This window comes from Bacillus sp. AFS029637 (assembly GCF_002584985.1).
In the GTDB taxonomy this organism is placed as follows: domain Bacteria; phylum Bacillota; class Bacilli; order Bacillales; family Bacillaceae_G; genus Bacillus_A.
Window position 1 is genome coordinate 161,973 of record NZ_NUPZ01000017.1, and the last position, 26,495, is coordinate 188,467.

General features: G+C 37.7%; 19 protein-coding genes and 1 riboswitch. Of the genes, 16 read left to right on the forward strand and 3 right to left on the reverse strand.

Going from position 1 to position 26,495, the window contains the following annotated elements; genetic code table 11:
* Nucleotides 1–628: 628 nt before the first annotated feature.
* From COE49_RS07945 to COE49_RS08000, 13 genes are all read left to right on the forward strand, one after another.
* Nucleotides 629–1,873 carry an MFS transporter gene (locus COE49_RS07945; protein ID WP_098945816.1) on the forward strand — a complete coding sequence of 415 codons (1,245 nt, stop codon included), beginning with the start codon at nt 629–631 and terminating at the stop codon, nt 1,871–1,873.
* A 14-nt stretch (nt 1,874–1,887) separates the two neighbouring features.
* Nucleotides 1,888–3,147 carry an ATP-grasp domain-containing protein gene (locus tag COE49_RS07950; protein ID WP_140417297.1) on the forward strand — a complete coding sequence of 420 codons (1,260 nt, stop codon included), beginning with the start codon at nt 1,888–1,890 and terminating at the stop codon, nt 3,145–3,147.
* 152 nt (nt 3,148–3,299) lie between these two features.
* The gene (locus COE49_RS27550) at nt 3,300–3,461 is read left to right on the forward strand and encodes a hypothetical protein (protein WP_000441003.1); all 162 of its coding nucleotides are present in this window, start codon (nt 3,300–3,302) and stop codon (nt 3,459–3,461) included.
* Between the two features lie 419 nt (nt 3,462–3,880).
* A complete protein-coding gene (locus tag COE49_RS07955) occupies nt 3,881–4,267 on the forward strand; it encodes a DUF1259 domain-containing protein (RefSeq protein WP_088229620.1) in 387 nt (128 codons plus the stop codon).
* A gap of 243 nt (nt 4,268–4,510) precedes the next feature.
* Nucleotides 4,511–5,083: a TetR/AcrR family transcriptional regulator gene (locus COE49_RS07960; RefSeq protein ID WP_088229619.1), complete on the forward strand. Its 573-nt coding sequence runs from the start codon at nt 4,511–4,513 to the stop codon at nt 5,081–5,083.
* Between the two features lie 184 nt (nt 5,084–5,267).
* Nucleotides 5,268–7,715 carry a YhgE/Pip domain-containing protein gene (locus COE49_RS07965; protein WP_098945817.1) on the forward strand — a complete coding sequence of 816 codons (2,448 nt, stop codon included), beginning with the start codon at nt 5,268–5,270 and terminating at the stop codon, nt 7,713–7,715.
* A 589-nt stretch (nt 7,716–8,304) separates the two neighbouring features.
* Complete coding sequence (locus COE49_RS07970) at nt 8,305–9,333, forward strand: WD40 repeat domain-containing protein (RefSeq protein WP_098945818.1); 1,029 nt, start codon at nt 8,305–8,307, stop codon at nt 9,331–9,333.
* 485 nt (nt 9,334–9,818) lie between these two features.
* Nucleotides 9,819–13,253 (forward strand): DUF4132 domain-containing protein, encoded by a 3,435-nt coding sequence (locus COE49_RS07975; RefSeq protein WP_088229616.1) that lies wholly within the window; start codon nt 9,819–9,821, stop codon nt 13,251–13,253.
* Between the two features lie 15 nt (nt 13,254–13,268).
* On the forward strand, nt 13,269–14,375 hold the full coding sequence (locus COE49_RS07980) for an ATP-binding protein (RefSeq protein WP_088229615.1): 1,107 nt from the start codon (nt 13,269–13,271) through the stop codon (nt 14,373–14,375).
* Complete coding sequence (locus tag COE49_RS07985) at nt 14,336–16,642, forward strand: DUF5682 family protein (RefSeq protein WP_088229614.1); 2,307 nt, start codon at nt 14,336–14,338, stop codon at nt 16,640–16,642. Before COE49_RS07980 ends, COE49_RS07985 begins: the two co-directional genes overlap by 40 nt.
* The gene (locus tag COE49_RS07990) at nt 16,632–17,738 is read left to right on the forward strand and encodes a VWA domain-containing protein (protein WP_088229613.1); all 1,107 of its coding nucleotides are present in this window, start codon (nt 16,632–16,634) and stop codon (nt 17,736–17,738) included. Before COE49_RS07985 ends, COE49_RS07990 begins: the two co-directional genes overlap by 11 nt.
* A complete protein-coding gene (locus COE49_RS07995) occupies nt 17,714–19,351 on the forward strand; it encodes an SWIM zinc finger family protein (RefSeq protein ID WP_098945819.1) in 1,638 nt (545 codons plus the stop codon). The genes COE49_RS07990 and COE49_RS07995 overlap by 25 nt, the downstream gene beginning before the upstream one ends.
* Nucleotides 19,323–19,601 (forward strand): hypothetical protein, encoded by a 279-nt coding sequence (locus COE49_RS08000; RefSeq protein ID WP_098945820.1) that lies wholly within the window; start codon nt 19,323–19,325, stop codon nt 19,599–19,601. Before COE49_RS07995 ends, COE49_RS08000 begins: the two co-directional genes overlap by 29 nt.
* A gap of 326 nt (nt 19,602–19,927) precedes the next feature.
* Here COE49_RS08000 and COE49_RS08005 read toward each other — a convergent pair whose 3' ends face one another.
* Nucleotides 19,928–20,356, reverse strand: a complete 429-nt coding sequence (locus COE49_RS08005) for a hypothetical protein (RefSeq protein ID WP_088229610.1) — start codon at nt 20,354–20,356, stop codon at nt 19,928–19,930.
* A gap of 369 nt (nt 20,357–20,725) precedes the next feature.
* On the opposite strand from COE49_RS08005, the gene COE49_RS08010 reads away from it, so the two are divergent.
* Nucleotides 20,726–21,460 (forward strand): DUF975 family protein, encoded by a 735-nt coding sequence (locus COE49_RS08010; RefSeq protein WP_088229609.1) that lies wholly within the window; start codon nt 20,726–20,728, stop codon nt 21,458–21,460.
* A gap of 273 nt (nt 21,461–21,733) precedes the next feature.
* Here COE49_RS08010 and COE49_RS08015 read toward each other — a convergent pair whose 3' ends face one another.
* Together COE49_RS08015 and COE49_RS08020 are read right to left on the reverse strand one after the other, a co-directional pair.
* Nucleotides 21,734–22,066: a hypothetical protein gene (locus tag COE49_RS08015; protein ID WP_098252522.1), complete on the reverse strand. Its 333-nt coding sequence runs from the start codon at nt 22,064–22,066 to the stop codon at nt 21,734–21,736.
* 98 nt (nt 22,067–22,164) lie between these two features.
* Complete coding sequence (locus COE49_RS08020; RefSeq protein ID WP_098882360.1) at nt 22,165–22,557, reverse strand: VOC family protein; 393 nt, start codon at nt 22,555–22,557, stop codon at nt 22,165–22,167.
* Between the two features lie 111 nt (nt 22,558–22,668).
* On the opposite strand from COE49_RS08020, the gene COE49_RS08025 reads away from it, so the two are divergent.
* Nucleotides 22,669–24,978: an AAA domain-containing protein gene (locus COE49_RS08025; RefSeq protein WP_141556621.1), complete on the forward strand. Its 2,310-nt coding sequence runs from the start codon at nt 22,669–22,671 to the stop codon at nt 24,976–24,978.
* A gap of 75 nt (nt 24,979–25,053) precedes the next feature.
* A riboswitch (SAM riboswitch) is annotated at nt 25,054–25,155 on the forward strand.
* 88 nt (nt 25,156–25,243) lie between these two features.
* Nucleotides 25,244–26,449, forward strand: a complete 1,206-nt coding sequence (locus COE49_RS08030) for a M20 family metallopeptidase (RefSeq protein ID WP_098945822.1) — start codon at nt 25,244–25,246, stop codon at nt 26,447–26,449.
* The last annotated feature ends 46 nt before the right edge of the window (nt 26,450–26,495 follow it).

The following is a 26,495-nucleotide window of genomic DNA, read 5'->3' on the forward strand; positions in this document are numbered from 1 at the left end:
TGGGACCACTACATCGTTATCAAGCTAACAAAACAAAATAGCATCTAATATGAAAAAATACGCTATTCTTTCTGGAGAATCATAGGAAAGGAGTACTTGATATATCACCGCTATAAAAGTATCGGTCCAATCCAAGTGTATAGTTGTGACGTGTTGAATTCAAACTTGATACCTTAGATTCACAGATTTTTCTCCAGTCGTGCGAATTTGATTACGTATAATTACATCACAACTTGTCATTGTAACTTTGTTATCTTGCTGTTACATTCCAAAATGCGTACAACAGCGTACCTTCAAGGTTATACTGAGTCTGGAGGTGATTCAGAGTGACATACGATCGGAAAATGAATTCGAAACAAACTAATTCATAAACTGATTTTTACAAGTAAATTCCATCTGTATTTCAATTGGTTTATAAACGAATGCGGAATTATTTTTCGGAAGATGAGCTTTTCATTAGCCAAGAGAGTTTTAAAGATCAAGTCTTCATTTTGAAACTAAAATCGCTATTATATTAGGCTTCGAATTTTTATGTGGTACAGACATTAGTTGAAAGATAGGTTTTTCCTGTTCTTATTTAGATCGTTAACTTGATAATTTGTAAATATGAATTTAATGGGGGGATATTATGAAAGATAGCAAACGTTTTAATTTTCACAAGCTTTGGCTAGGACAGTCTATAAGTTTATTAGGTACTCAGTTTACAATAGTAGCTTTGCCGCTTTTTGCATTAGAGGTGTTACAAACAAGTGAAGCAAATGCCGCTATGATTCGCGGGGTTATATTCGTCCCATACCTAATTTTCGGGTTAGTAGCCGGTGCTTTAATAGACATTTTTCATAGGAAAAATGTCTTGCTAATTTGTAGTTTATGTCAAGGAGTATTGTTTTTATCAGTATTCATACTGACTGTAACAAATATTATAACGTTCCCTCTACTGGTATTTATCATGTTTTTAAATGGAATATTCACCACATTTTACAACATTGCCATTCCTTCTTTCTTACCGGAAATACTAACAGATAAAGACAACTTAAAAAAAGGAAACGCTCAACTAGCACTTTCGGAGTCTCTTTCTATAGTAATTGGTCCTATGCTTGCTGGAATCGTCATTACTCTAGTCGGATTAACAGGCTCATTCACTGTTGACGCAGTAACGTATTTTCTTTGTTTTATGTTTGTATTATTTATTTCAAAGTTTAAACCACATACAGAAGGTTCTTTAAAAGACGTAAATTTAAAATCTATATACCAAAACATATATGAAGGTTTGGTATATTTCAAAAAACACCCTGTATTGGAACCAATTGTGACATGTGGTGCTGTTTATGGTTTTTTTAAATACATATTAAATAGCATTTTAGTAATATTCCTTTATAAGGTAATGGGTCTATCTGAAATTGAAATAGGATTTGTTGTAGGTTCAGCAGCGGTGGGGTTTTTAATAGGTAATACGATACTCATGAAAAAAAGTCAACAAATTAATAATACAAAAATGCTTATTTATAGTGCCACTGTATCAGTTACCGGTTTGGCTTTTATACCGATAATGGGATATATGGGAACAGTTTACGGAATAGTAGCCGCAAGTATCATACATGGTATGGGAGAAGGTGTATTTGGCCCTTACGCTGCAACTATACGACAACTTGCCTCACCAAATCACATGCTAGGCCGAGTAAATGCTGTACAGCGTACGCTGAATTGGGGAGCTTGGGCATTAGGAAGTTTTGCTAGTGCATTTTTAATTTCTATATTTGGGCTTCAAACTACGTTATTTATAGGGGGATTCGGAACAACATTGTGTTTAGTGGCGTTGTTAAGACGAGGTGTATCAAAAGGAAATGATATTGAATATACGAATTCATTTTAGGGGAGATGATTATGATGCATAAGGTATTAAAAGGAACTGACATAGAAAATAAAACACACATTTTATTTATAGGGGGATGGACAAAGCCTATACAAGATGCATTAGACAGTGGCTATACTGTTTCGTACATAGGATCGTACGCTAAACACATATATTTTGATGGGACTATCTTAGGAAAATGTTTCTATAAAAAAGAATTAGACACGACAAACATACCCTTGTCTATATACTATGCTGAAGAATTATTCAAAGAGAAACCCTTTGATGTGGTTGTATCTTTCAACGAAACAGCATTAGATACAGCTTGCATAATTGCAAAGATTTTTAATGTTAAAGGGCCTTCTTACAATGCTAATATGATAACCCGCAATAAAGACATGATGCGTGAAATGCTAGCAGGTAAAGACTTTTCGATAGATTCGACAGTTTGCAATAACATTAAAGATATTAATAAATTTTTGAACAAAAAAGATAGTATTATAATAAAGCCCCCGATTGGCGCAGGTGGTAAAGGTGTATCTAAGCTAGACACGGGAGATGACGTAGAGGTATTTATTAAAAAAAATGGTATTGAACTACCTGTTTTAGTGGAAGAGTACATTGAAGGTGATGTAGTTTATACGGTTGAAACCGTTTCGTATAACAAAAAACATTCTATACTAGCGATATCAGCTGAAGTATTTAAAGAAGATACGTTTATAATAAACTATACTATTATGCCGGCACCTATAGATGAATCTCAAAAACAATTAATTATGGAAAAAGTAATGCTATTTTTGGACGACATGCAAATGGAAAATGGCATTACTCATACAGAAATAAAGTTAGACAAACAAAATAAGCCAATAATCATAGAGTCTCAAGTTAGAATAGGTGGTGGCAACATCTGGAAGATGGTGGAACTAACAACTGGCATATCTCAATTTGGATACTATTATGATGCGCTAGTTACTGAGACTATAGATGAATTTAGATGTGTACCATCAAAATGTCAAGCTATGTCTTTAAGCTTAATTCCAAAACCAGGTTGCTTAAAAGAAATCAAGTATAAAGGGTTAGCTAACATATCCGAGGTCGTATTAATTGATCTATTAGTAAAAGAGGGCGACACCATACCAAATATTGTGGATAGCACTCAGCGCAAAGGATGTATATTATTTACGGCTAATGATATAAAACATATGTACGAGGTTGCAGAGGAGATATGTGACAATATAACGTTTGTTTATCAGGATTTATCAGAATGGAAGCCTTCTTTTAAAAAATATATGTAAAAAGAAATGTAGCAAATGACTGGTCTATATAAAAAAGAGGAATTTTTGAATTCCCTGATAGTGTTAAGCCTAAGCAAGATAATTAACCATCCAATGCAAGAAAGTTCAGGTAGCTAATCGCATATGTTTTATGGAAAGGATGTGATTGAACTATGGAACGGCCGAATTGGGGAATTGGAGGATTAGTATTCGTTGGCTGCATGTTTCTTGGCGGAGGAGTGGGATCTATATTAGGTGATACTCATGCTGGATGGCTAATAGGGATGGGTGCTGGATTTATTGGGATGGCTTTAACGAGACTGATCAGAAAGTAATGTAACTGGGATTCTTCTTCTGGTAAATAAGGAAATATGTATGTAATTAATTCATGGCATAAGAGCTCTATAAATTATAGTTAGCATCTTCTCTTTTGTATTTGTCTTTTCTAAATTTCTCCATACATAGTTACGATTCTCAAGTCGGAGGATGGCACCTTAGGGTGTCTTTTTTATGCTCTTTAAAAATGTCTTACCATATAATAGCTGAGTTTTGCTTTCAGTCTCCGATGTCCATTAAGCATAAAATAAAAATTCTGCACCATTTAAACTCTAATAACAATTTATACGATCAAGAATAATTGAGTTAATAGCTTTCGGTAGATTGCCATCATCTTTTTTATAATAGAATAGATTCATTACCGTTTCAGACATATGTATGAATTCATATCCTAATAGTAAAAGGGGGGATTTAAGGTATGGCATGTAATGATGAATCAATTTGTCAACAATTTGCAAGAATTATCGGCGGACAAGAAGGATTCGCCGGCGGGAAATGTGTGGCAACGATAAATCGGGATGAAATACAAGCTACAATCTTAGGAAAACGTTTTAGAGTAACAACTTCCTTCTCATTTGAATCACGAGATAATAAAACTGGACGAGCATTATGTCTAGGGCGGGTAGCGCTCTTACAAAAGGAAGTTACAGAATTTGTTGCTGCAATTATTAAACAAGGAATAATCGTTTCGTCTATACACAATGAGTGGTTATGTGATAATCCCAATTTGATTTACGTTAATATCGAAGACGTTGATGATCCACTACATTTCGCTAGAAAAGTAAGACGAGCGTTATGTAATTAACAAATTTATTTAGTTATGAGTGATTAGGTTAATTAGAATATTTTAGAGTGCTAAATGTTATATTAGGAAAACAAATTTAAGTGAATAGTTTTATAAAATAATAGAGGGCATTCCATATTTGGAATGTCTTTTCTTGTTGGAAATAAATAAAATGAGAGGACTTGTAAACAACGGGAAACCGTGATAATATCAAAAACGAACTTATTGACTATATTACCCAAAAGGTCATTTGGAGGTGGAGATGTGGCAGTAGATCGAAAACATTCTATTATTGAAGCTGCAACAAATTCTTTTTCAACGTTTGGTTATAAGGCAACAACAATGGACCAAGTTGCAAAGTTAGCGAATGTTGGGAAGGGAACGATTTATACGTTTTTCAAAAATAAGGAAGAATTGTTTGGTGAAATCATTTTTAATTTGATTACAGAAATGAAGCAAGTAGCAGAAATGACTATCGATTCAAATGAACCATTTTTTGAAAACGTACATAGTACTTTATATAGTATTTTAGAGTTTCGAAAAGATCACCAACTCATGATTAAGCTTATTCAAGAAGAGCGAGATATGGGAACAAAAGAAGTGCAAGATGTGATGAAGCAACTGGATGCTACAATTATTACGTTTGTTAAATCGCGTCTTGAAGATGCCATTGCTAAAGGTGAAATTGTGGAATGTGATCCAGAAATTACAGCATTTATTATGGTTCGTTTGTATGTAGCTCTTATTTTTGATTGGGAAAAACACCATGAACCGTTAGAAAAAGAGCATATTGCTAAACTTTTTGAATTATATTTATTAAAAGGATTGTCAAAATGAGATAATCCTCTTATTATTATAAAATATGACCAATTGAATAATTCAGTCATGTGTCAGTGGAGGAGGAAATGTAAGAAAATACAAACATATACGAGAAGATGAATTGTTCGTTATTTTCTTCTTTTTTTTGCAAAAATTGACTATATGAACAAAGTGGTCAATTATTTAGGAGGAGGAGTAAACAATGCGAGGATTGAAACTGCTTGGAAAAGAGTTTGCTACCATTATGAAAAACAAAAAAATCTTAATTCCAATTATTGCAGTCTTATTTATTCCAGTATTGTACGCTGGTATGTTTTTATGGGCGTTTTGGGATCCATATGATCAATTAGAGGATTTACCAGTTGCAATTGTAAACCTTGATGAAAGTGTAGTGTACAATGGAAAACCGATTGAAGCCGGTAAAGAACTTGTTGATAATTTGAAAGAAAAAGAGGGAGAGGGCTTCAAATGGGAGTTTGTCAGCGAGAAAACAGCAAAAAAAGGAATGGATGATCGCAAATACTACATGACGATTCGCATTCCAAAAGATTTCTCGAAAAATACAACAACATTGATGGATGCAAACCCGAAAAAATCAGAACTAGAGTACATTCCAAATGAAAGCTTAAACTTCTTATCTTCACAAATTGGTGGATCAGCTATTGAAAAAATTAAAGGAGAAGTTTCAGCTGCAGTAACAAAAACATATGCTGAAACAATGTTTGATTCATTACAGGATGTTTCTAAAGGCTTTGCGGATGCGAGTGAAGGTGCTGGTAAGATTTATGATGGCACAGGGAAATTAAAAGACGGTTCTGGGAAAGTAACAGATGGATTGAATAAGATAAATAGCAAGACTGGTGAAATGCAAACTGGTGTTGGAAAACTATTAAGTGGATCTCAGCAAATCGAGGGCGGCTTAGGAAAATCAATAACTGGCTCCCAGCAAATTACGGGAGGTTTAGGACAGTTTGTCGATCCAAAAGGAGAGTTTCAAAGTGGTTTAGGCCAATTATCAGGCGGTTCTAAACAGCTAGCAGATGGGCTTGTTCAATTTCAAGAAGGGCAAGGAAAGTTAGCTGGTGGAGCAAAAGAAATTCAAAAAGGTATGAATGATTTACATGGTGGTTTAGAAAAATCATCAGCTGGCGTTCAAGAAATGCAAAAGAAATTGCCAGATTTAACAAAAGGAACTGAAAATCTTAGCGCAGGTGCTTCCGAGTTAGCGCAAGGTGCAACAAAGTGGCAACAAAAAGCAAATGAGTTAAGTGGTGGCGCTGATAAAACAGCAAAAAGCGCTCAAGACGTTGCGAACGGTTTAGTTGCTTTAAATGAACAAATCAAAAATCTACCTGATGGTGAAGCGAAACAACAATTACAAGCAACTGTTCAACAATTAGAAGCAGGTAGCAAAGGTGTGGCAGCAGGTACAGAACAAGTGTCACAAGGTGTGAAAGGACTTGCTGGAAAAACAGATGAAATGAAAGACGGTGCTACAAATCTTGCCGGTGGCGCAAATGCGATTCATGCTGGTCAGGTAGCGCTTCAAAATGGTGTTGATCAATTACAAAATGGTCAACAGCAGCTTGTTGCTGGCGCCGGTAAATTAGCAGAAGGTCAACAGTCATTTGTAACGAATTTCGAAGTGTTTGGTGAGAAATTAGGAGAAGCATCAAAAGGTGCAAGTGGTTTAAATAGCGGTTTAAATCAACTGTCTAGTAAAGCAACAGCAGGTCTAGGTCAGTTATATACAGGCTCCAATCAATTAACAGGTGGCTTAGGTCAGTTATATACAGGCTCAAATCAACTAGCAGGTGGTTTAGGTGAATTATCTTCTGGTTCAAAACAAATGGCAGACGGTATTAGCCAGTTAGCAGACGGTTCTGGCAAAGTAACAAACGGTCTTGGCGAAGCAAATGACGGTTCAAAAGAACTAGCAACAAAACTTGGCGAAGGTGCTGAGAAAACAAGTGAAACAAAAGGTGACGAGAACAAATATGACATGTTCGCGAGTCCTGTGAAAGTGGAAACTGAGAAAGTAACAGAGGTTCCAAACTACGGAACAGGCTTTACGCCGTACTTCTTATCTCTTGGTTTATTCGTTGGGGCATTGTTATTATCTATCGTGTTCCCGTTACGCGAAACAGTTGGTATACCGAAATCAGGATTTAGCTGGTTTATTAGTAAGTTTGGTGTACTACTTGCCGTTGGTGTGATGCAAGCACTTGTGGCAGACGCAGTGTTACTGTTTTGGTTAGGTGTTGAAGTACAAAGTGTTCCATACTTCATATTATTTAGTATTATTACAAGTTTATCGTTTATTGCGATAGTTCAATTTTTAGTAACAGCTTTCAGCGATGCAGGGCGTTTTATTGCAATCCTGACATTGATTATACAATTAACAACAAGTGCGGGTACATTCCCACTTGAGTTAATTCCGAAACCGCTGCAAATCTTTAACGCATGGTTCCCGATGACATATTCTGTATCAGGATTTAAAGCAGTGATTTCAAGCGGAGACTTCAGTTATATGTGGCAAAACGCAGGTATTTTAATGATTTTCATTGTTCTGTTATCACTTGGAACAATTGGTACATTAACTTGGATGCATAAGCGTCAATATGGAAAGCTTGCTGATGGAATTAAATAATATAAATAAGACGAACAGTCCTTTACTTGATTTTTCTAGTCAAGTGAAGGACTGTTTTATATGTAAGGAAAAAGTATGACGATTACCTTCACGGCAGATTTACGACTTCCACTCCAATAATCAAAACCTAAAATATGTAAGCATAGAAACAATCTTTAAAACTTTTTTCTTATAGGGATCCCCATACATGTCCATCAAGCTAAGGTTTTGACGTACCTCCAAAGTGAAAAATTTTTTCTCTACAGTTAGTTATTTTGAGAAGTTAGCTCTTTTTTTCGTTTTGGGGTATTTATTTTTTGTTAGCTTAATAGTGATGTGGTGGTATCCCTTATAAAACATGTAATTATTTTTAAGCATCGAATTTATTTTTTTATAATATTCAAACCGATTTGTCCATCTGTACGTTTACATAGAACGAAGGGATAAAAATTCAGACACGATTACAAAAGGAGGGAATCAAAAGACGTATAGTAAGTATATTTGCACAGATTCAAACACCCTGTTTACCTGCTGGGCTTACGTGTACCTATGGAAGTTATTCGTTTGTCTTGAAGATCTATTATGTGAAAAAATTTAACGAGGTGAAGAAATGTTAAAAAAAATGAAAATTAAAGGTATATTGGTTGTAGCTTTGATGTTTGTTATTATTCTTCCGACTGCCATTTTTGCTTCATTTACTGAAAATAAAAGCTCCATGGAAAAGGAGAGCTTTGATGGAAGCATCACTAACAACTCCCTCGCTATAAGTCCCGATGAGCAGATTGCGATTGTTTCAGATAGTCGCGAACAATCCATCCGTATTTATGACCTTGCTAAAGGTACTTTACGCAAGAAAATCGATGGCTTTGTTACACCGAGAAACATCGTGTTCGTTAATAATGGTTCAGAATTTGTTGTCTCGGACAGTACGCTAGGCACTTTACGATTCTACAACGCAAAAAGCTTAACCTTAAAGGATGAAGTCGTAGTCGGTCCAGGTGCATTCGGCACCAGCGTCAGCCCGGATGGAAAGACGCTGTACGTGAACAATCAGGCACATAGTTCTGTAACCGTCATAGACCTTGAGAAACGCAAACCGACTGCAGTTATTACTGGTTTCTCCCAACCACGCCAAGGTATTACAGTCTCTCCGGATGGAAAATATGTGTTTGTAACAAACTTTAAAGGAGATAAGGTGTCCGTAGTTGATGCAGCCACTAAGAACATCGTACGTGAGATTGTTGGTTTCTCTATGATTCGTGGAATCTCCGTGACTGCCGATGGTCAAACATTGTATGCCGCAAACAGCGGTCGTGACAGCATTTCCGTGGTGGATATCTCTCTAGGACAAATCGTTAACGAGATAAAAGTTGGACGTGAGCCATATGGTGCAGCCTTGTCGCCCGATGGTAAACTGCTTTTTGCAAGCAGCAAGGCGGACAATACTATCGATGTGATTAACGTCTCTGATAATCATGTGATTAAGACAATCAGTGGTTTCACAGAACCACGGCAAGCCATTGTCTTTAGCCAGGACGGAGAACGCGCTTATGTCCTTAATCGTGACCTCTCCATTTCCCGTGTGAATGTAAAAGACTTATCCATCACCGATACGGTTCGTGATAAGTCAAACAAATAGGTTCTTGTGCAAAAAAAAATAGAAATATCTGGAAGTGATATTTTAAACTTGGACATACTGATGCTAGTACTCTAAAAAAGGACGTGATCAGTATGTTCAAAACCAGAAAAAATTCATCCATCAATTGTTTGGACTAACAGCATAAAATACAATTCCGCTAGAAATATATGCGCTATATTCTCTTTTATTTTATCTTTGTACCAAGACCCGTCAATATACTTTCTCCAAACTTGGTACTTATCTATCATAAAAACATGCATTACTTACTTTGTTTATCTCTAAACCAAATTTTCAATGATTGTTTTAAATTAATATGAAATTTTTAGAAGAAACGTATGTTCGTATTCGAGTTGATATGATATACTAATAATGTAAATATATTCCGAATTTTCGTATCTGAAATTTCAGATTTGTGAGAGAATGGGTATTAGTATATATAAATGATATAACGATGAATTCATAAAAGAACTAGGGAGGCAGTGAAGATGGCAGTCAGTACATATCAGTTGTTTCAACATCTTAATATAACAGGGGAACAAGAAGAATTAGCGTTGCGTTACTTGCAGACGAGAGATGAAGAAGTTTTAAAACATATAGAACAAACGACGATTCGCGAAAATAAGCGTAGTGATTTTTCTTGGCAGTTTATGAATGATTTTAGGAAAACGTATAAGCAAGATTCTGGGTTTTTTCGGTTATTTTATCATTTGCTAGAGGATCAACTGTTGAATGTTCTTCTCGTGCGTTTTTCATATATGAGTTTTCCAGATATAAAGGTTTATTTCGAAAAAAGCGGTCTTTCATTCGATAGACTTGTAGTATGTGCATGTAAGTATTTAACGAATCTTTCACGTTCTGTAAATGAAGCGGATGTTTTTCTTAGACAATTAATAAAGGAGAATCCGAAATATATAGAAGAGCAGTTACAAGTTATAACAGGACAGCAAAAATTACTTTTACTTCTCGTTATGTTAGATGCAGATTATGAGAGATTTCTACCTTATCGTTCTTTACTGGAAGATGAATTGCAAGAGCAAGCGGAGTATATATTGAGGTTAAGCGGAGCAGAAGAGAAGATTGAAGCAGCCAAAAGGTACGTTCGAGGTGAGTCTGTTAGTAAGGTATTAGCTGGTGGGTCTTTACCTGATTTTACTTGGCAGCAAATCTTTCGTATATATCCGCATTCGGATGTTGCAAGAAGATATATGGAATTGTTAATGAAATGCTCTACTAAAAATTTTATGAATTATGCAATTTCACATGTCAGCCATACTCTTGAACAGTCTGGAAATTACAAAAAAACAAAAGGTTTTTATGCGCAATTGTATGAAACAACCCGAGATTTGTGTGAGCAATTTGGTATTTCAGAGGAAAGGTTTTTCGCATATCGCCTTGCGCAGCATCAGTTAGGTATTGTTGATTTTGATCGCGTATATGAATACCAATTGTTGTTTCGTATGGTGGAAGAGCAACCGGAATTTGTGAAGCGTACACTGCAATATGTAAGTAAAAGTCATTATCTTTTTGTATCAATGCTTTTAGCGGAAAAAGGGTACGAGTTACATAGAAACAGAGTACGTGAAGAGTTTTTAACGGTTGTCCTTCAAACGAAATCATCTGACGTACGTGGTACATATCGTGACTATTTATTAGGCAATGTATCATTTGAGGATATGAAGCAACTATTCGAAAGTTCGAAGTATAGAAATAATTACTGGAGAATGCCTGTTTTAGAAATCGCATTACTTTGGGATATAGAGGAAGCTGCAAAGAGAGAAGCAGCTCTTACACTTCAACTTGGGAGAAATTACAGCTATCACTATAGTTTATACGAACTTCTGCAGCGGTATGCTGCGATGGAGAACTCACCAGAACAGGTGCTAGAAGATCTGCTTTCCTACGGTTTATCGATGGAGAAACTCGTTTCTTATTCCATTGAACAAGCTTTCGGGCATAGTGAGAAGCGAGATAAGGCGACGGAGGCACTCGTTCGTTCGTTTGTAAAAGAACGGACATATGTAACGGAGAACTTCGCGGAGTATTCTGCAGATGAACGAATTTTTATTTTGGATGAGTTGACAAAGGATAACGCGGTTCAGACACGTGATCTTCTCATTCAAAGTCTTGGGGATTCTTCTAAAAAGGTACGTATCGCTGCAGTTGAACTTCTTACAAAAGATACGGAAGCTGCAGAAGATGTAGCAAAGGAATTGAATCATAGAAAGAAAGTTGTACGCGAAAATGTAATGCAAACACTTTTATACTATAAATCTGAAAAATATACAAAGCTTGTACAAGAGGCTTTACAAGAAAAGAAAAATGCTTCTTTGATGGAGAAATTTGCTCCATTGCTTAGCGATGGAGACTTAGAAGGAGCATCAGGAAATATAGAAGCTCTTTGCGCACGTATTTTAACGCTGCAAAAAAGGAATGCACTTGTGCAGTGGCTCGAATTTGAACCACAAATTCGTCTTCGGGATTCCGAAACAATTGCAGATGCAATGATTCCACTTGCATATTTTCAGCAGTATATATCAGATTCTGTTATTGAGAAGAAGGAAGTAGCAGAAGCGATTAGCGCTACCCTTAATGAACAAGACTTGAAGGAAAATATACAAGCAATCTATCAGCTATGGGTTTCGCAAGGCGCGGAATCGAAGAAACGCGGTATTCTTTCGCTATATGGTATGTATAGTGATGATGAAATGGCGATGCAACTCAAAAAGCAGATTGATGAGTGGGCACTTGGCATGCGCGGAGCTATTGCTGCTGCAGCTGTTCAGGCGCTAGCGTTGTCCCCGTCACATATTGGACTTATGTCTATTCATGCGATGTCATTTAAGTATAAACATAAGCAAGTGCGTAATGCTGCGAAAGAAGCGCTGAATCTCGCTGCTAAAACGCGTGGTATTACAGAAGAAGAGTTAGAAGATCAACTTGTTCCACACCTTGGTTTTAATAAACGTGGTGAAAAGACAATTGATTACGGAAGCAGGACGTTTACTGCCTATTTAACTCCTAACTTGAAAATCGAATTAAAGACAGAAGAGGGGAAACGACTGAAGTCGCTTCCGAAACCAAATGCAAAAGATGATGCGGAAAAAGCGGAAAGGGCTAAGGCGGAGTTATCTTCTATAAAGAAACAGCTTCGAGGTATGATTACGATGCAAACTCAGCGTCTTGAAACAGCGCTTTCTCTTAATCGCTATTGGTCACAAAATACATGGCAGTCTCTGTTTGTAGAAAATCCAATCATGCAGCAGTTTGCTATCTCCCTTATTTGGGGTGAGTATAAGGAAGGGAAGTTGCTTGCGATGTTCCGCTATATGGAGGATGGCACATTCAATACGATTGAGGAAGAAGAGCATGAACTTACGCCAGATACCGTTATTGGTTTAATCCATCCGCTAGAATTGTCCGAAGAGGAACGGGAATTATGGAAGGAACAGCTAGATGACTATGAGGTGACTCAGCCATTTCCGCAAATTGACCGTGAAGTATTTCAGGTTGAGGAAAATGAGGAAGTTACTGTGGAGAGGTTTGCTGGTATTGAGATGAATGGTCGTTCGCTGTTTGGTAAGATGACGAAGCACGGTTGGAGCCGTGGATCGGTTCAAGATGCCGGTGTATATTATACATTCTATAAAGAAGATACTCGCGCTGGATTAGGGGCGGAGCTTGCGTTTGAAGGGGCACCGGTTGGGTATGAAGGCGAGGAAGATGTGTGCGTCTTTGAAATTCAATTTTACAAAGCAGGCACGGTGAGCCGTGGTTCATATGACTACGACGAAATTAATCATGAGAAACGTGTTTTACCAAAGCAAGTATCGGAACGCTTTTTCAGCGAAATCTTATATGATATAAAACGGGCAACAGAATCGAACCTTGGCCGTGATGAAAACTGGCGCAGTAAGCGATAAGAAAGGAAATGACATATGCAGTCTATTAAACCATTAATGGAAGAATTATATGAAATAGAATTGAATGCGTTAGAAGCGAATGATTCGTTTCCTAAACCACCTAACTGGCGATTGTCGCCACGTGCCGTCCGTACGTTTATTATCGGACAAGAAGAACCACTTCTTTTGGAAGGGAAGGAAGTAGAAGTTAGTCGTAAGTTTTATGGGAATGATGCACTTGTGGAACGAGCGATTGTCACATTAGCGGGAAATCGCGGACTTATGTTAATCGGAGAGCCAGGAACAGCAAAGACAATGTTGAGTGAGCTACTTTCTGCTGCGATATGTAGAAATAGTCGCAACACTGTGCAAGGAACAGCTGCTACGATGGAAGATACAATTAAGTACTCGTGGAACTATGCGCTTCTTCTTGCGAAAGGACCTGTAAGAGAGGCGCTTGTGCCAGGGCCACTTTTCGTTGGTATGGAACAAGGGATATTAACTAGATTTGAAGAATTGACGCGATGCCCGCAGGAAGTGCAAGATTCATTAATCAGCGTTCTAAGCGATAAGGTGCTGAATATTCCAGAGTTTGGAGAACAAGGAATTCTTACAGCAAAGCCAGGCTTCAATATTATCGCGACGGCTAACACACGCGATCGCGGTGTGAATGAGATGAGTAGTGCATTGAAGCGTCGTTTTAATTTTGAAACCGTACATCCAATTAAGGATGTAAAACTAGAAGCAAAAATAATAGAGTCACAAGTAACGCGTCTATTAGGAGCGTCGGGTATCACGCCAGAAGTGGATGAGACGGTTGTTCAGCTGTTAGCGACTGTTTTTCATGAATTACGAGAAGGTGTAACCGCTGAAGGGAAACGAATTGATCAACCTTCTTCTGTAATGAGTACTGCAGAAGCCGTATCTGTATATTATCAAAGTGCAATGGATGCCTACTATTATGGAAGCGGACAAGTGAAAATGGATGCGCTGGTTCGGTATTTATCGGGCACAATTGCGAAAGAAAATAAGGATGATTTAGAAAAGCTGCGTAGTTATTTTACAAGCATCGTTAGGGCGCGAGGTCAAGTAGGGGGAGAGGTATGGAAGTCGTTTTTCGAAGCTCGCAATCAGCTGAAGTAAATGCATTGTTTCAAAGAGCTTACAATTTAGATCACAACGTCGTATACGTGCCAATTCGCCATCATAGTCCTGCGTGCTCTTTTCATGTACAAAAGATCGTTTCATTATATAAACCGGATGCAATCCTTATAGAAGGACCGATAGATTGCAACCCTCTTATTCCGCATATTGTGAGTGCAGAAAGTGAGACCCCGATTTGTATATATTGCAGTTATGATGATAAAACGGATGTGCTTGAAAGAGGAGAAAGTGGAAAGTACCGTGCGTACTATCCCTTTCTTGACTATTCACCGGAACTTGTCGCGCTGCGGGAAGGAACTGCACAGAGCATTCCTGTTTCATTTATTGATCTTCCTTATAAAGAATATTTATTTTTAGCAAGAAATGAGGAAGAGAATGGGAAGTATGACGAACAATACTTTCGACATAGTCAATATGTCCGTATGCTTTCGGAAAAAACTGGGTGTCGAAGTTTCCATGAGTTTTGGGAGAAATACTTTGAGTTGCAAGGCTTTCATATGACAAGTGAGGAGTTTGTCCGTCAGTTATTTCATTATTGTTACTATACACGCGCGGATTACACGCAGGAGATGCTGACAGAAGACGGTTGCGAAGCTAGGGAGATACACATGGCCAAGGAAATTGAAAAAGCGCGTAAAGTGTATGATAAGGTGCTTGTTATTACCGGAGGCTTTCATGTGAAAGGACTTCTTGAATTAGAAGGAAAACAGAAAAAACTGTCCAAAAGTCCATTGTCTAAAACATATGCCAAAAACTGTCTTATGCCGTATTCTTTTTTAGAAAGCGATCAGACCCGTGGCTATGAAAGCGGTATGCCTGCACCTGCTTTCTACCAACATATTTGGGAGAACAGGGATGAAGCGGTAGCTGAGCAATTTATGATACGAATTGCTAGGCAGCTAAAGGCAGAAGGTATATCAATAGCAGATGAGATTGAAGCTGCGCGAATGATACGTGAACTTGCGCTACTTCGCGGAAAGATGCAACCGGGATTGTATGAGCTGATGGATGCAGTCCGTAGTGCATTTGTGAAAGGTGAGATATCCTCGGTAGATAAGTCTTTAACGATGCTTCAGACGAGTTTGCAAGGGACAAAGCGAGGCAAAGTGTCAAAAGAAGCGGATGTACCGCCGCTCGTACATGATTTTCGTGCTTCTGTTCGTTCGTTTCGTCTTCCAGCGCGTTCTACTGTACCACACGAGACGATTCTTGACATATATAAGAAAGAACGACACCAGCGTTTAAGTCAATTCTTTCATTGCCTCACTTTTTTAGGAGTTCCATTTTGTGAGAAGTTGCGCGGTCCTAATCTTGCGAGAAAGCAGAACATCAATCTTATGCGCGAAACTTGGAAATATCGTTTTTCAGCACAAGTGGAAAGTGCTCTTATTGATTTATCTGTGTATGGCGGAACGGTGAGGGAAGCCGCACAGGAAGTGCTAAGAGCAAAGCTACACAAGGCAAAGGGACGAGCTGGTGAGGTGGCCCTTTTATTACTAGAATCCTACCTAAGTGGTTTGTTTTCCGACTTTTCTATATACATCCAATTTATAGAGGAAGCTATACAAGAGGATGGAGATTTTGCTTCAATGGCAGATTGTGCTTACTATTTATCACAAATAGAAAAAGCAAATCAGCAAGCGGATCATGCTAGACATAAAGCGCTTTCGTTATTTTCTGTTTTAGATGGAGGCGAACCAGCAATTATTGTGGAAAAGCTTATTGATTTGTATACAATGCAGCCTGCAGATCAGCAATTTATTGAAGCGTTGGAGCTTTATTTGCAAAAGGAAAAACGAGAAAGCCAAGTAGAGGGAGCAGTATTTGGGCTGTTAACTTCCTTAGCGAAGCGGACGGTAGATGAGGTCATACAAGTGGCAGAAGGATATTTTTATGGAAGTGGCGATATGCAGAAGCAGGCTCCGATATTTTTGAATGGTTTATTGGCTGGCGCAAAAGATATCTTTTTATATAACGAGTCACTGCTTGACGGGATGTCTCATGTTCTAGAAGTACTTGATGAAGAGACATTTTTACAAGTGTTGCCGCACTTGCGCCTCTTGTTCAGCCAATTCACGCCGCTTGAGGTGGATACGATTGCTAGACAGGTGGCCCGGTTATATGGCGCGACAGAAGAAGTGATAAAAGAAGAAGCAATTTCAGAAGATGCGCTCGCGTATGCAATGCAATTAGATCGGAAAGCACGGGAGATTTTAATGAGACGGGGGCTAGAAGATGGAGAATAACATTTCTTTAAATCGCTGGCGTCTTGTCCTTGGAAAATATGCGGATGACCAAATCACATTTCAGGAAGAAAACCATGCATACAGGGAAATGGATGAGGTGCTGGAGTTTTTATACGAACGGGAACGCGGAGAGGAACGTGGCGGGTCGCTGGATCCTTCTCAGTTAACAGTGCCTACTTGGGTTTCGAAAGTGCGGGAGTTATTTCCTCAAGAAACAATTGAAATTATGGAAAATCATGCGCTGGAAAAGTATGAATTAACGGCTCTATTACAAGATAAACAAACACTTGAAAAAATGGAGCCGAATATGAATTTATTAAAATGTATTTTGCAATTTAAGGATTATGTAAAGCCGGATGTATTAGACACAGCTAAACGTATTGTAGCGAAAGTCGCTGAGGAGTTACGCCGTAATTTAGAGCAAGAAGTGAAGCATGCTTTAAGCGGTAGACCGGACCGGAATCGCTCTAGCCGAGTGCGTATGATGCGTAACTTTGATTTTAAGAAAACGATTCGAAAGAACTTAAAGCATTTTGACAAGGAAACGAGCACCATTCATATTGAAAAACCATACTTTTATGCTGCGACAAAGCATGTTAGCCCATGGCGTGTGATCCTTGCAGTAGACGAGAGCGGAAGTATGATTGATTCTGTTATTCATAGTGCAGTTATGGCAGGCATTTTTGCAAGTTTACCGACGATTAAGACAGATCTGTTCATCTTTGATACAGCTGTTGTTGATTTAACGGATCGTATTGAAGACCCGGTGGAAACGCTTATGAGTGTACAGCTTGGGGGAGGTACATATATTGCTCAGGCGCTGCGCTACGCAACGAATAAAATCGAGATGCCTCATAAAACAATTGTCGTGCTTGTAACGGATTTATATGAAGGTGGCAGTTACGCTGAAATGTACCGAGAAGCGATGAAGATTGTAGAATCAGGAGCAAAACTGATTGTGCTTACTTCTCTTGATCCGACTGCACAGCCTTTTTATGATAAACAGGCAGCTAAAAAAATGGCGGCGCTCGGTGCTCATGTAGCCGCGTTAACACCAGGGAGGTTGGCACAGTGGATCGCAACAATCATTTCTTAAATGTTCTTTCCTCTATTGATGAAACATATTTAATCGCCATGTCCAACAAAGGAACATATAAGAGAGCAGTGAAGGATTTGGCTGTTGCAACAAATATCAAAATGGACGTAGAAGAGGGTGCAGCGCAAGTACATCTTGATGATGAAACTACTGTAACGTTTACGGGAGATATACGCAGTTACTCCTGCACTTGTGAAGCACGCTCGATTTGTAAGCATGTCATTATGGCTTTATTAGAAGCAAAGAAGATGTACGAAGGTGAAGAGAACATAAAAGTTGATTTCTCTGCCCTTTTGAATGTGGACGTTCGCAATATCGTCCCCGAAAAAATGTGGGCTGAAATGATGTTCCGCGAAACATTTCAGCAAAAGTTTATTTTGGAAGAAGAGGGTGCTTTAATTACCTCCTTTCCAGAAGAAGATATAACGGTTCGTTTTCTGACAGCTGAATCGGTAGCTGATGCGATTTGTACATGCAAAGCAGAGGGAATATGCCGGCATAAGGCGGAAGCGATATATTGGTATCAAAAAGAGAGAGGAATTTCGCATGAAACGAAACAGATGCAGCCTCTTATTATTGCACCGGATAAGCTATCTATTTTCAAAGAGATGATTGAGCAAATTGTTCACTTTGGATTAACACGTCTTACCGAAAATACAATCTATGAAATAGAACAACTTTCTGTAAAAGTGCGTTCTTTGAAACTAGCAAAGTTAGAAAATTTATTTCGTAAGCTGGGGGCCGATATTAGGCTATACCGGATGAAACATGCATCTTTTCAAATGACATCCTATCGGCAAACGCTGTCTGCGATTTATGAATACATTGTGTTGTTAGAACGTCACCGTCTGCAAGAGAGTCCGTTTCGTTCGGAATACTATGAAGTTCCACCGCTTACTTTGCATGCCTTTGGCGCATCCGGCTGGCAAACGAAGTCCGGTTATGTTGGTGTGACATATTATTTCTATAATCGAGAACAGGAAAAGTGGATCACATATACACAGTCACGCCCCATGTTTTATGAAGGGGGCAACACAACTTCTGAAGAGCTCCATGAAAAGCAAGTTCCATGGGAAATTGCAGGGAAAGGATACGAATTGTCTCGTTCATCTTTCGGGTTAAAGCATGCAAAACTTAACGCCGATTTTCAACTGTCATCTAGCTCACAGACGGTAGGAGAAGTGGAAGGGAAAACAAATGTGGCAGAGTGGCAATCTCTCTTTTTAACCTCATGGGAAGACTTACTAAAAAAAGTAAAAGAGAACAGGTTAGAGACAAATAAACAGGGAGTCTTTTGTATCGAAGTTGCGGAAATAGGAGATTGGCTGTTTCAGAAGCAAGAACAAAAATGGATCGTACCTCTTATCGATAAGAATGGTAAAACATTGCAAATGCAAATGATGAAACGACCAGAAAACGAGCGGATGATTCGACTTGTAAAAATATATTTGGACTCGCTATATGTAAAGAAAATGTTAGTCCATCCTTATCAAGAAGGAACGAAGCTCGTTGTTACACCTGTTATTTTATATACAGAAACAGGAGAAGTTATAAATATTACACTCAATGAAGGGGAAACGTTTTATGATAGAGTTAGTACGCATAATCGATGAATTAGAACAAGTTCTAGATGAGATGCTTATTTCAGGAGCGGGGACTATACCACTTTCTTTGTTCCATGATATAAAACGGGAATGCGAAAAGTACGGACTAACTTATGCTGCCGCGCAGCTGCTTGTCATAGAGGAAGAACGAAACAAAGCCCGCTTTCTTCATAAAGACGAAACAGGGAAATTGACGGAAGCGTTTTGCAAGTTGCAGGAATATATTCAAGTTGTAAAGGCTGAAATGCTACATTTATAAAGATGTGATTGAATAGGAATTTAATTTATCCCGTATTAACGGGCAATAAAATTCCCACCTCAAGATTTAGAGAGACATGAGGAAGATAGGTAGGAGAGGAACTGTCCATAAAAGCCCGAATGGTTCAACTAATAATGAGTGGGGAATGAAGAATCCCCCACTCATTACAATTTCGCTTTATTCATCATATTAGCAGTGGAGGACAAGTAGTAGGAAGACCCATGCCTAGACACACTGATTTTGAAGAAACTTTCTAAACACCTAATCAGTATTTATGGAAAGTCCTTTCGGATAAGAAATCTGTTGATTTGTTATAAAAACGATTATTAAGCCGTTGTAAACCAATATACGGCAAAATAACTTTCTTCCGTTTCCATAACAAAAAATTCATCATTCCATTCTGGTTCATAAGCATAAGCAATTCGGATTCCTTCAATAGGGAACTCGATAGGTTTAATAAGTGGGGCATATCTGTTTCTCAATTCTGTGAATTCTTCTTGGGATATTGTTTTCAGTTTTTCTTGTTCAGCTCTAAATTTTTTTTCGAATTCCCAAATAGGCATATCTTCAACGTGTTTTCCTTTATACCAAAACCAATGCGTATTTCTTCGTTCAATGAATTGGCATGTTGCTGCAAAATCTTCCAAGGTTTTAATCGTGTCGTAACTGTTTTTTCCTTTGCTATGTTCAAAAACATATATTGTCTCTTCACCACAGCTTGATAATTCATCATCTTCTATTACAAAATATTTCATATGTAACATCTCCTAGCTTCTTGTCTTGTAAATAATCAATCTTTTTCTATACCATATTGAACAAGAATAAAAACTAAAAAACTGTTTTGGTAATGGATTTTATGTAGCAAGTATATTCACTGTGTTTTTAAATAAATTACATGATTAATAGATTGGAAATAAACATACTAAAATTAGTCAAGTAGTGTTAGAAAAACATTAGAAGTACTGAATTTGATACTTACTTAAAAATAACACTTTTGGAACAGTTTCACCATTCATTTAGATATTAATGGAATTATATTTAATGTAAATGCTGTTAAAATATTCTATTGCCCCTTATGTAAAAGTAATTCATATAAAAGGAAAAAATTGAAAGGTTGGATCAAAATGATTAGTGGCTTAAAAAAAGCGGCCGTATCTTCATTAAAAGACAAATGGGGATTGGCGGTATTGTCATCGTTTCTTTATCATATTATTTCTAGGGTTTGTATGCTAATTATAGGATTTCCACTTTTGTTTCTTGGTATCTTATTAAGTGAAACAATGAATGCTAGTTATTCCATTACAGGAGACGAAAAATTAAATGCAGCAGGTGCTTTTTCTTATTTACTTGTTTTTGTTGTTCTATTTATTTGTTTAGTAGGTGTACAAGGCATTATGAATTATGGGTATCTTAAAGTTACATTGCGTTTAGCGAAAAAAGAATCTACTACAATTGGTGAGTTATTTGAAGGATTTCGAAAAAGTAATGTGTTTAGATCTATAAAGGTGACTACTTTAATGACTGTATACACACTTTTATGGAGTGTATTATTAATTGTACCAGGTATTATAAAATTTATCTCTTATTCTATGGCTTACTATATTTTGTTAGATCATCCAGAATATACGGCGAGTGAAGCAATTAAAAAGAGCCAAGTACTGATGAAAGGACATAAATTAGATTTATTTCTACTATCGTTAAGTTTTATCGGGTGGTTTATTTTAGGGGTTATCATCGGATTTTTCACATTTGGTATCCCGTTTCTTTGGATCTTTCCATACTACATTACAACAGTATCGCATTTCTACTTGAAAATAGTGAATAGAGATACTGTTATGGAGGAAAAAACAGTTATCTAGAAGGAGAATATAGTTTGTTTTATATTGCTACACGAGGATAGTATAATTTACGAAGAAACTTTGCTGGTAAAGAATTAGTAGATACCTAGGGTTTTGAGAAAGACGGTAATTTTACACATTTTCAATATGAAGATGTCGATTTTCTTGTTTTTGGATAGTTGTTTTCTCGAGAATAAAAAACACTCTTAAACTGCTAAGGAAAGGAGTCAAGAGTGTTTTTATTCTTTCTATTGTTTTAGAAATTATCCCATTATGTCCACTGCATCACTAATTTTATCGTTTGAAAAACACTTTATTTCTATAATAAAATATAATTAGTAAGTCGAAAGTGAAAATAATGATTAGAAGTAACAAGTGTATAAGTGCATCAGTTTTCCCATGTTGTAAAGACTTTATAAAGAAACCCCATTCTTCTTCATAGGGAGGCTCTACCCAATTTCGTTGCATCCCTAAAACGATTCCATTAATGAAAAAGACAATACTTAATAGAACCCTTCCAACAAATACGGCAACTACTTTTATATTCCAATGCTTTATCTTGATTATATAAAGGATTGGAAATAGTATAAGCACCCAAAACAACAAAATATAGACTGTATTCATCATTTTTTACTCCTCGCAAAATGATTGCTTCTTAATCTAGATGAATTTTCAGGGTGTATGGTACTTGCGAAAAAAGGAGTCAGAATCCCGGCTCCTTTTTTCTATCTCTCCGTCTCAAAAAACTCAATCCATTCTCCATCAGGGCCAGCGAAAAATATGTAACGTGTTCCATCTGGTAATGTTTCGATTTCTTCTCCTAGTAAAAAGGTTACGCCGTGTTTCTGTAGTCTTTCAATTTCATCTTCTAATGAATCTACTTTAAAGCAAATGTGATGCACTTTTCCTTCTGCCGGAAGGGAAGAGTTATAACCTTCAATGAGTTCAAGTATCGTTTCCTTCGATTCTTCCACACCTAAAAAAGCGAGTTTTAAGTTTGGGTTTGGATGTTCCATACGTTTAATAAGCTGTAAGCCAACTACTTTTTCATAAAATGAAATAGATGTTTCTAAATCTGCAACCATAAGTCCTACGTGTTCAATTCTTCTAACTGGCATGTAGATTCCTTCTTTCTGAAAATTATATATAAAATAATATTGAAAATTAAGAAAATAAGCAAGATATAATTGTTACAATTTTTAGGGTGTTATATGGTATAGTGAGAAAGTATGTTTGGGGAGAAGGAAGGAGATTATACGATGAATACACCTACTCAAACTCCTTCATTATCGGAAACGATGAAAGAGTGGCATTATGCATTAGCGTATGAAATTAAACATTGGAAAACGATTGGCGGTAGTAAAATTTCTATCATGAACGGTCGTTTTTTATATACAGATTATGAGAATACAGTATATGTATTTCAGCTTATTTCAGAAGTAAGCTTACCTGAAGGTTCACCAATTCGAATTGAGTTCGATGGTGAGGAAGCGACAGGGGAAGTATTATCTGTACATGGATTAGAAATAGAACTGAAATTAAATGATTATATACAAGGTGAAATACGAGAAGCGGTTTTATATAGTGAACCGTGGCAACTTTTAGAACAGCTACAAGAGCGATTAAAAGAAGCTCGTCAAGATAAGCAAAGACGTCAACGAATTAAACGTTTAGTAGAGGGAACGAGCAGTCCGAAGCATCTTGAGAAGATGAAAAATCCGAAAAATGAATTGGCATATCGTTCTTTTTACAATCCGACAACGTACGTGTGGGGACCACCTGGAACAGGGAAGTCTTACAATTTATCGCGTATTATTTCGGCTCATTATCAAAAAGGAAAATCAGTACTTGTGTTAGCTCATAGTAATGCGGCTGTTGACGTATTAATGAGTGAAGTAACGAAGCAAATTGAGAAGAAAAAGAAATGGACGCCTGGCGAAATCGTTCGTTACGGTTATAGTCAACATGAGCATATACGAAATCATGAAACGTTACTCGCGTCGAAGTTAGTTGAAACGACGAACGGGTCATGGGGAGAAGAAAGGCTCTATTTGGAAGAAACACGCCAAGAGCTTCGTGAAAAGATTTTATCGTATAAGGCAACGTCCTCTGATAAGAAACGTATGCAGGAGATTGAAAGCGATCTTCGAAAACAACGAGCGAAAATTAAAGAAGTAGAAAAAGAATACATTGAAAATGCACAAGTAATCGGTGCAACTTTATCGAAATGTGCCATTGATTCACTTATTTATGAGCGTACATTTGATTTAGTTGTCGTAGATGAAGTGAGTATGGCGTTCGTTCCGCAAATTGCATTGGCTGCTTCACTTGGAAAACGTATCGTCGTTTGTGGTGACTTTTTACAGTTACCTCCGATTGCGATGGCAAACCATGAACTCGTTCGAAAATGGCTCGGCGAAGATATGTTTTACCATGCCGGGATTGTTGATTCTGTAAATAAATCAGAAGCACATCCGAACCTTTTCATGCTGCAGGAACAAAGACGTATGCATGCGGATATATCGAAGTTTACAAACTCATTTATTTATAAAAATAGAGTATACGATCATCCGTCTGTTTCAGAACGGAAAGAACTTGCGCAATTGCAGCCGTTCGCAAATGAGGCGAGTGTTTTATTTGATACGAGTTTAATGGGAGCATTTTCGTTAAAAGACGCGGCTTCTGGTTCTCGTTTTAACATTATGTCTGGTTTAGTAGCGATGCAAATGATGTTAATCGGACTGTTAGACGGTGTTCAATCGATTGGTGTTGTTACACCTTACAGGGCACAGTCACGCTTTTTATCAACGTGTATCAGGGAAATGTTGCAGAGAACGAAATATCAAAATATACCAGTATTAGCGGCAACGGTTCATAAGTTTCAAGGTTCTGAAAGAGATATGATGATATTTGATACGGTTGATAGTTATCCGCAAGAACGTCCTGGTGTGTTGTTCTTTGATCATAAAAACCATCGCCTTGTCAATGTAGCAGTAACGAGAGCGAGAGGAAAGTTCATTCAATTATCAGATTGCCATTATATGCGTAAAAACCTTTCGAGAAAACAAGCGTTATCACAATTAACATCGCATATAGAACGCCACGGAGATGTGTATGATCGCACGACATCAAGACAATTGTGGGAACGAAAAATTTCGAAACGATTACGCTGGTTTATGGAAATGAATCTTGAAGAGTCGAAAGGGTTATTAAAAGATATTTTAGCCGCGAAACGAAAAATTATTATTTCACTTCCAAGCACAAAGCAAGTGGATAAACGAGTGTGGCAAGCGTTAATGCGTACAAATGCGCAAATAACAGTGTATAGTGATGGACCAGTTCCGTTAAAGAATGTAAAGTTACAAAGACAAAACAAAGCATTCCCGTTTATCGTAATTGACGATGAAATCTTCTGGGCAGGCGCACCGCTCACATCTCAAATGATATTTGAAGGTAGTACGGAGTTTCCGTATGTATGTGCAAGATTGCAAGCACCGGAAACGATTGGTGTATTAAAAGGATTTTTAGATATTCGGTAAATTCGGATAGGAATTCCTTGACTTTTGCCTGGAATAAATTTAGAATGAAAATAATTTAATATAATTTTATGAAAATTCTTATCACGAGAGGTGGAGGGACTGGCCCTATGATACCTCGGCAGCGGATTCTTTATGAATACTGTGCCAATTCCAGCAAGGTAACTTGAAAGATAAGAAAGAAGCTCATTTTGACTGTATATGCAGAAGCCTCTTTCTATCTTTTAGAAAGAGGCTTTTTTATGTGAAAATAAAAGGAGGAAGAAAAATGGGAGCGACTGGAGTCACGTCACAAAGAAAAACAATTGAAGAGAGTATAGAAAGAAATAAGGAAAAGTACATAGAAACAAGTCATAATATTCATGCGAATCCGGAGATTGGTAATCAAGAGTTTTACGCATCAAGAACGTTAAGTTTATTGCTAGGAAGTGCAGGATTTCAATTGCAGCACAATATAGCTGGACATGAAACAGGATTTATCGCGCGAAAAAGTTCAGGAAAACAAGGACCAGTTATCGCATTTTTAGCTGAGTATGATGCTCTGCCAGGACTCGGTCATGCGTGTGGTCACAATTTAATTGGTACCATTAGCGTTGCGGCAGCAATTGCATTATCAGAAACGCTTGAAGAAATTGGCGGAGAAGTTGTTGTGTTTGGGACACCAGCAGAAGAAGGCGGGCCAAACGGTAGCGCGAAAGCGAGTTATGTAAAAGCAGGTTTATTTAAAAATATTGATGCGGCACTTATGATTCATCCGAGCGGAAAAACAGCGACAACGAGTCCATCACTAGCAGTGGATCCACTTGATTTTCATTTTTACGGAAAAACAGCTCACGCCGCAGCTTCACCAGAAGAAGGGATTAATGCGTTAGATGCGGTGATTCAGCTGTATAACAGTATTAACGCACTTCGCCAACAACTTCCGTCAGATGTGAGAATTCATGGCGTCATTACAGAGGGCGGAAAAGCACCTAACATTATTCCTGACTACGCCGCAGCAAGGTTCTTCATTCGTGCAGCAACGCGAAAAAGATGTGCGGAAGTAACAGAAAAAGTAAGGAATATCGCAGAGGGAGCAGCGTTAGCAACAGGCGCAAAAGTAAAAATTCATCAATTTCAAAATGAAATTGATGAACTACTCGTAACAAAAACATTTAACGACGTCGTAGCCGAAGAACTAGAACTACAAGGTGAAGATGTAAATCGTAAAGAAAGAGTGGGCATTGGTTCAACGGACGCAGGAAACGTAAGCCAAGTCGTACCGACAATTCATCCGTACATTAAAATCGGCCCAGATGACTTAATTGCACATACGAATGAATTTAGAGAAGCAGCACGTTCAGAACTAGGAGATAAAGCATTAATTACATCGGCAAAAGCATTAGCGAATACCGCTTATCGATTAATTACAGAAGAAGGGTTGTTAGAGAAGGTGAAGGAGGAGTTTAGGGAGGCGCAGAGGAATCAGGGGTAGAAGGTTAAAGGGAGTGGGTTTGACCACTCTCTTTTTGTTTTTTTGT

Coding starts and splice junctions, on each gene's coding strand:
- COE49_RS07945 (WP_098945816.1), top strand. CDS start 629: ATGAAAGATAGCAAACGTTTTAATTTTCACAAGCTTTGGCTAGGACAG.
- COE49_RS07950 (WP_140417297.1), top strand. CDS start 1,888: ATGCATAAGGTATTAAAAGGAACTGACATAGAAAATAAAACACACATT.
- COE49_RS27550 (WP_000441003.1), top strand. CDS start 3,300: ATGGAACGGCCGAATTGGGGAATTGGAGGATTAGTATTCGTTGGCTGC.
- COE49_RS07955 (WP_088229620.1), top strand. CDS start 3,881: ATGGCATGTAATGATGAATCAATTTGTCAACAATTTGCAAGAATTATC.
- COE49_RS07965 (WP_098945817.1), top strand. CDS start 5,268: ATGCGAGGATTGAAACTGCTTGGAAAAGAGTTTGCTACCATTATGAAA.
- COE49_RS07970 (WP_098945818.1), top strand. CDS start 8,305: ATGTTAAAAAAAATGAAAATTAAAGGTATATTGGTTGTAGCTTTGATG.
- COE49_RS07975 (WP_088229616.1), top strand. CDS start 9,819: ATGGCAGTCAGTACATATCAGTTGTTTCAACATCTTAATATAACAGGG.
- COE49_RS07980 (WP_088229615.1), top strand. CDS start 13,269: ATGCAGTCTATTAAACCATTAATGGAAGAATTATATGAAATAGAATTG.
- COE49_RS07985 (WP_088229614.1), top strand. CDS start 14,336: ATGGAAGTCGTTTTTCGAAGCTCGCAATCAGCTGAAGTAAATGCATTG.
- COE49_RS07990 (WP_088229613.1), top strand. CDS start 16,632: ATGGAGAATAACATTTCTTTAAATCGCTGGCGTCTTGTCCTTGGAAAA.
- COE49_RS08000 (WP_098945820.1), top strand. CDS start 19,323: ATGATAGAGTTAGTACGCATAATCGATGAATTAGAACAAGTTCTAGAT.
- COE49_RS08005 (WP_088229610.1), bottom strand. CDS start 20,356: ATGAAATATTTTGTAATAGAAGATGATGAATTATCAAGCTGTGGTGAA.
- COE49_RS08010 (WP_088229609.1), top strand. CDS start 20,726: ATGATTAGTGGCTTAAAAAAAGCGGCCGTATCTTCATTAAAAGACAAA.
- COE49_RS08015 (WP_098252522.1), bottom strand. CDS start 22,066: ATGATGAATACAGTCTATATTTTGTTGTTTTGGGTGCTTATACTATTT.
- COE49_RS08020 (WP_098882360.1), bottom strand. CDS start 22,557: ATGCCAGTTAGAAGAATTGAACACGTAGGACTTATGGTTGCAGATTTA.
- COE49_RS08025 (WP_141556621.1), top strand. CDS start 22,669: ATGTTTGGGGAGAAGGAAGGAGATTATACGATGAATACACCTACTCAA.
- COE49_RS08030 (WP_098945822.1), top strand. CDS start 25,244: ATGGGAGCGACTGGAGTCACGTCACAAAGAAAAACAATTGAAGAGAGT.